Source organism: Streptomyces sp. NPDC089919 (assembly GCF_040684615.1).
Taxonomy (GTDB): domain Bacteria; phylum Actinomycetota; class Actinomycetes; order Streptomycetales; family Streptomycetaceae; genus Streptomyces.
On record NZ_JBFBGK010000193.1, the window covers coordinates 1 to 6,267 of the forward strand.

At 74.5% G+C, this 6,267-nt stretch carries 2 protein-coding genes and 1 pseudogene; all 3 read left to right on the top strand.

The genetic code is table 11. From position 1 onward, the window contains the following. Window positions 1-65: 65 nt before the first annotated feature. A pseudogene (locus AB0O40_RS37195) lies at window positions 66-2,426 on the top strand ([protein-PII] uridylyltransferase); the annotation flags it as partial. A 94-nt stretch (window positions 2,427-2,520) separates the two neighbouring features. Next, a complete protein-coding gene (ffh, locus tag AB0O40_RS37200; protein WP_365050598.1) occupies window positions 2,521-4,077 on the top strand; it encodes a signal recognition particle protein in 1,557 nt (518 codons plus the stop codon). Window positions 4,078-4,210: 133 nt separating this feature from the next. After that, on the top strand, window positions 4,211-6,133 hold the full coding sequence (gene ftsH / locus AB0O40_RS37205) for an ATP-dependent zinc metalloprotease FtsH (RefSeq protein ID WP_365050600.1): 1,923 nt from the start codon (window positions 4,211-4,213) through the stop codon (window positions 6,131-6,133). Window positions 6,134-6,267: the final 134 nt, after the last annotated feature.

Here is a 6,267-nt window from a genome sequence, read left to right on the forward strand (position 1 = left end):
AAGACCCTGCACGCCAAGGCCGCCATCGCCAAGCTGGCCGCCAGCGAGGCCTCCGGCCGGGTCATCGACTCCTCGAGGAGGAGTCGCAGCCCGGGCCGCCGCGCCGTGCCGCCCTGGCCCGGCTCACCGACACATGGCTGACCTCCCTCTTCACCGCCGCCGCCCGCGAGACCGGGGTGGCCGGCGCCGCCCTCGTCGCCGTCGGCGGCTACGGGCGGTCCGAACTCTCCCCCCGCAGCGACCTCGACCTCCTCCTGCTGCACGACGGCAAGGCCGACCCCACCGCGCTCGCCGCCCTCGCCGACCGGCTCTGGTACCCCGTCTGGGACCACGGCCTCTCCCTCGACCACTCCGTGCGCACCCCTGCCCAGGCCCGCAAGACGGCCACCGAGGACCTCAAGGCCCACCTCGGCCTGCTCGACGCCCGGCCGGTCGCCGGGGACCTCGGCCTGGTCGCCGCCCTGCGCACCACCGTGCTCGCCGACTGGCGCAACCAGGCGCCGAAGCGGCTGCCCGAACTGCACGACCTGTGCCGCGACCGGGCCGAACGGGCCGGTGAACTCCGCTTCCTCCTCGAACCCGACCTCAAGGAGGCCCGCGGCGGCCTGCGCGACCTCACCGCCCTGCGCGCCGTCGCCGCCTCCTGGCTCGCCGACGCCCCCCGCGAAGGCCTCGCCACCGCCCGCGCCGTCCTCCTCGACACCCGCGACGCCCTCCACCTGACCACCGGACGCGCCACCGACCGGCTCGCCCTCCAGGAACAGGACCAGGTCGCCGGCCACCTCGGGGTGCTCGACGCCGACGCCCTGCTGCGCCGGGTCTACGAGGCCGCGCGCGTGGTCGGGTACGCGGGGGACGTCACCTGGCGCGAGGTCGGCCGGGTGCTGCGGGCCCGCTCCGCCCGGCCCCGGCTGCGCGGCCTGCTCGGCACCCGGACCGCCGCCGTCGAACGCGCCCCGCTCGCCGAGGGCGTGGTGGAACAGGACGGCGAGGCCGTCCTCGCGCTGGCCGCCCGCCCCGAACGCGACGCCGTGCTGCCGCTGCGGCTGGCCGCGGCCGCCGCCCAGGCCGGCCTGCCCGTCTCCCCGCACGCCGTACGCCGGCTCGCCGGCCAGGCCAAGGCGCTGCCGGTGCCCTGGCCCGCCGAGGCCCGGGAACAGCTGGTGACCCTGCTCGGCGCCGGCGAACCCACCGTGCCGGTCTGGGAGGCGCTGGAGGCCGAGGAGCTGATCACCCGGCTGCTGCCCGACTGGGAGCGGGTCCGCTGCCGGCCCCAGCGCAACCCCGTGCACACCTGGACCGTCGACCGCCACCTCGTCGAGACCGCCGTCCGCGCCGCCGCCCTCACCCGCCGGGTGCACCGCCCCGACCTGCTGCTGGTCGCCGCCCTCCTGCACGACATCGGCAAGGGCTGGCCCGGCGACCACTCGGAGGCGGGCGAGACCATCGCCCGGGACCTGGCCGCCCGGATCGGCTTCGACAAGGAGGACGTCACCGTCCTCGCCACCCTCGTCCGCCACCACCTGCTGCTCATCGAGACCGCCACCCGCCGGGACCTCGACGACCCCGTCACGGTCCGCACCGTCGCCGAGGCGGTCGGCGCCACCGGCACCCTGGAACTGCTGCACGCCCTCACCGAGGCCGACGCACTGGCCACCGGGCCCGCCGCCTGGAGCTCCTGGCGCGGCTCGCTCGTCGCCGACCTGGTCCGGCGGACCGCCGCCGTGCTCAGCGGCGGCGACCCGGCCGCCGGGCCGGACCCCGCCGCGCCCACCGCCGAACAGGAACGGCTGGCGGTGGAGGCCCTGCGCACCGGGGGACCGGTCCTCGCGCTGCGGGCCCGCACCGAGGAGCCCGAGGAGGTGGGCGTCGAACTGCTGATGGCCGTACCCGACCAGCCCGGGGTGCTGCCCGCCGCGGCCGGGGTGCTCGCCCTGCACCGGCTGACCGTACGCGCCGCCGACCTGCGCTCGGTGGAACTGCCGGGGGAGCTGGGCGGGGAGGTGCTGGCGCTGCGCTGGCGGGTGGCCGCGGAGTTCGGCGCCCTCCCGCAGGCCGCGCGGCTGCGCACCGACCTGGTCCGGGCCCTGGAGGGGACGCTGGACGTGCCGGCGAAGCTGGCCGAGCGGGAGGCCGCCTACCCGCGGCGGCGGGGGGTGGTGCCGCCGGCGCCCCGGGTGACCGCGGTCCCCGGCGTCTCCGCCGCCGCCACCGTCCTGGAGGTACGGGCGCCCGACGCGGTCGGACTGCTGCACCGCATCGGGCGGGCCCTGGAGTCCGGCGGCGTCCGGGTCCGCAGCGCGCACGTCTCCACCCTGGGCGCCAACGCCGTGGACACCCTCTACGTCACCGACCCCCAGGGCGCCCCCCTCCCCGCCCCCGCCGCGGCCGCCCTCGCCACCACCCTGGAGACGGCCCTGGCCTGACGGGCGGAACGGCCCCGCAGGGTCCGGCCGGGCGCCGGGCCCGATACCCTGGGGGGCGACCACCATTCCGCCGACCCGAGGATTCGCGACCACCGTGTTCGATACGCTCTCCGACCGCCTCGCAGCGACATTCAAAAACCTCCGGGGCAAAGGCCGCCTCAGCGAGGCGGACATCGATGCCACGGCGCGCGAGATCCGTATCGCCCTCCTCGAGGCGGACGTCGCCCTCCCCGTGGTGCGGGCCTTCATCAAGCAGGTGAAGGAGCGGGCCGCCGGCGCCGAGGTCTCCGGCGCGCTCAACCCGGCCCAGCAGGTCATCAAGATCGTCAACGAGGAGCTCATCGGCATCCTCGGTGGCGAGACCCGCCGCCTCCGGTTCGCCAAGCAGCCGCCGACCGTGATCATGCTCGCCGGCCTCCAGGGTGCCGGTAAGACCACCCTCGCCGGCAAGCTCGGCCTCTGGCTCAAGGGCCAGGGCCACACCCCGCTGCTGGTCGCCTGCGACCTCCAGCGCCCCAACGCCGTCAACCAGCTCAGCGTCGTCGCCGAGCGGGCCGGCGTGGCCGTGTACGCCCCCCAGCCGGGCAACGGCGTCGGCGACCCGGTCCAGGTCGCCAAGGACTCCGTCGAGTACGCCAAGACCCGCCAGCACGACGTGGTCATCGTCGACACCGCCGGCCGCCTCGGCATCGACGCCGAGCTGATGCAGCAGGCCGCGGACATCCGCGACGCGGTCAGCCCCGACGAGGTCCTGTTCGTCGTCGACGCCATGATCGGCCAGGACGCGGTCAACACCGCCGAGGCCTTCCGCGACGGCGTCGGCTTCGACGGCGTGGTGCTCTCCAAGCTCGACGGCGACGCCCGCGGCGGTGCCGCGCTCTCCATCGCGCACGTCACCGGCCGCCAGATCATGTTCGCCTCCAACGGCGAGAAGCTGGACGAGTTCGACGCGTTCCACCCGGACCGCATGGCCTCCCGCATCCTCGGCATGGGCGACATGCTCAGCCTCATCGAGAAGGCCGAGCAGACCTTCTCGCAGGCCGAGGCCGAGAAGATGGCGGCCAAGCTCGCCAAGGGCCCCAAGGAGTTCACGCTCGACGACTTCCTGTCCCAGATGGAGCAGGTCCGCAAGATGGGCTCCATCTCCAAGCTGCTCGGCATGCTGCCGGGCATGGGGCAGATCAAGGAGCAGATCAACAACATCGACGAGCGTGACGTCGACCGCACCGCGGCGATCATCAAGTCGATGACCCCGGCCGAGCGCCAGGACCCGACGATCATCAACGGCTCGCGCCGCGCCCGTATCGCCAAGGGCTCCGGTGTCGAGGTCAGCGCCGTGAAGAACCTCGTCGAGCGGTTCTTCGAGGCCCGCAAGATGATGTCCCGGATGGCCCAGGGCGGCGGGATGCCCGGCATGCCCGGCATCCCGGGCATGGGCGGCGGCCCCGGCCGCCAGAAGAAGAAGCAGCAGGCCGCCAAGGGCAAGCGCCAGAGCGGCAACCCGATGAAGCGCAAGGCCGAGGAGGCCGCCGCCGCGGCCCGCCGCGAGCAGGGCCCGCAGGCCGAGCCGGGCGGCGCCTTCGGCCTGCCGGCCGGCCAGGGCGGCCAGGACTTCGAACTCCCCGACGAGTTCAAGAAGTTCATGGGCTGACCGGTCCGACACGCGAAAGGGCCCCCGCCGTGCGCGGGGGCCCTTTCGCGTCCCCCGTACGGCGGTACGCCGGCGAACATCCGGGCGGTATGTCCCGTAGTGTCGGACTCCAGTCCGCCGGAGGAGGTCCGCCGTGCCCAGCCCGACGCCCGCGCCGCCCCGCGCCAGGGCCGACTCGCCCTGGCGCTCCGAGGGCGCACCCCCGCCCCCGCCGCCCAAGAAGAAGATGCCGGGCGGCTGGCGCGGGCTGATCCTCACCGCGCTGATCGTGTACCTGCTCACCAATCTCGTGCTGTCGTTCTTCAACGAGGGCGACGAGCACACCATCTCGTACACCGAGTTCAGCAAGCAGGTCTCGGCCGGCAACGTCGAGAAGATCTACTCCAAGGGCGACGCCATCGAGGGCGAGCTCAAGAAGGACGCCCCGGTCCCCGACGGCAAGGGCGACTACAAGAAGTTCGTCACCCAGCGCCCCGCCTTCGCCGACGACAACCTCTGGTCCAGCCTGACCTCCAAGGGCGTCACCGTCACCGCCTCCCCGGTCGTCGAGCACCGCAGCTTCCTGGCCAACCTGCTGATCTCGCTCGCCCCGATGCTGCTGCTGATCGGCCTGTGGGTGCTCATCGCCCGCCGGATGGGATCCGCCATGGGCGCCGGCGGCCTCGGCCGCAAGGCCCCGCCCAAGCCGGTCGAGCTCACCGAGGGCAAGCGCACCACCTTCGACGACGTGGCCGGCATCGACGAGGTCGAGGGCGAACTCAGCGAGGTCGTCGACTTCCTCAAGAACCCCGACGCCTACCGGAAGATGGGCGCCCGGATGCCCGGCGGCGTCCTGCTGGCCGGCCCGCCCGGCACCGGCAAGACCCTGCTGGCCCGCGCGGTGGCGGGGGAGGCCGGGGTGCCCTTCTTCTCCGCCTCCGCCTCCGAGTTCATCGAGATGATCGTCGGCGTCGGCGCCAGCCGGGTCCGCGAGCTGTTCGCCGAGGCCCGCAAGGTCGCCCCCGCGATCATCTTCATCGACGAGATCGACACCATCGGCCGGGCCCGCGGCGGCGGCGCCGGCATGGGCGGCCACGACGAGCGCGAGCAGACCCTCAACCAGATCCTCACCGAGATGGACGGCTTCTCCGGCTCCGAGGGCGTGGTCGTCATCGCCGCCACCAACCGCGCCGACGTCCTGGACCCGGCCCTCACCCGGCCCGGCCGCTTCGACCGCACCGTCTCCGTCTCGCCGCCCGACCGCGGCGGCCGCGAGGCGATCCTGCGCATCCACACCCGCGAGATCCCCCTGGCCGGCGGCGTCGACCTCGCCCAGGTGGCCCGTACCACCCCCGGCATGACCGGCGCCGAACTGGCCAACCTCGCCAACGAGGCCGCGCTGCTCGCCGTCAAGCGGCAGCAGCAGGCCGTCACCCAGACCGACCTCTCCGACGCCCTGGAGAAGGTCCAGCTCGGCGCCGAACGCCCGCTGGTCATGCCCGACGAGGAGCGGCGGCGCACCGCCTACCACGAGAGCGGGCACGCCCTGCTGGGCATGCTCCAGCCCGGCGCCGACCCGGTCCGCAAGATCACCATCGTGCCCCGCGGCCGTGCGCTCGGGGTCACCCTGTCCACCCCCGACGCCGACCGGTACGCGTACACCGAGGAGTACCTGCGCGGCAGGATCATCGGCGCCCTCGGGGGGATGGCGGCCGAGCAGGTCGTCTACGACGTCATCACCACCGGGGCGGAGAACGACCTCGAACAGGTCACCAACCTCGCCCGCGGCATGGTCGGCCGGTGGGGCATGAGCGAGCGGGTCGGCCGGCTGACCGCCATCCCCTCCGACGCCCAGCAGGCGTACGGCCTCTCCGCCGCCCCCGCCACCCTCGACGCGGTGGACAGCGAGATGCGGCGGATCGTGGACGAGTGCTACGACGACGCCTGCCGGCTGCTGCGCGAGCACCGCGACCAGCTCGACGCGCTGGCCGCCGCGCTGCTGGAGAACGAGACGCTGGAGGAGGACGCGGCGTACGCCGCGGCCGGGGTCGTGCGCCTCTCCAAGCGCGCCGACTGAGCCCGCCGGGCAACCCGCCGGGCCCGCCGCGCACCCGCGCGGCCGCCGGGTCGCCTCCCCCGCGACGCTCGCCGAGACCTTCCGGCGGCTGCGCGAACAGCAGGACGGCATGGCCTGGATCGGCCTGCACCGGC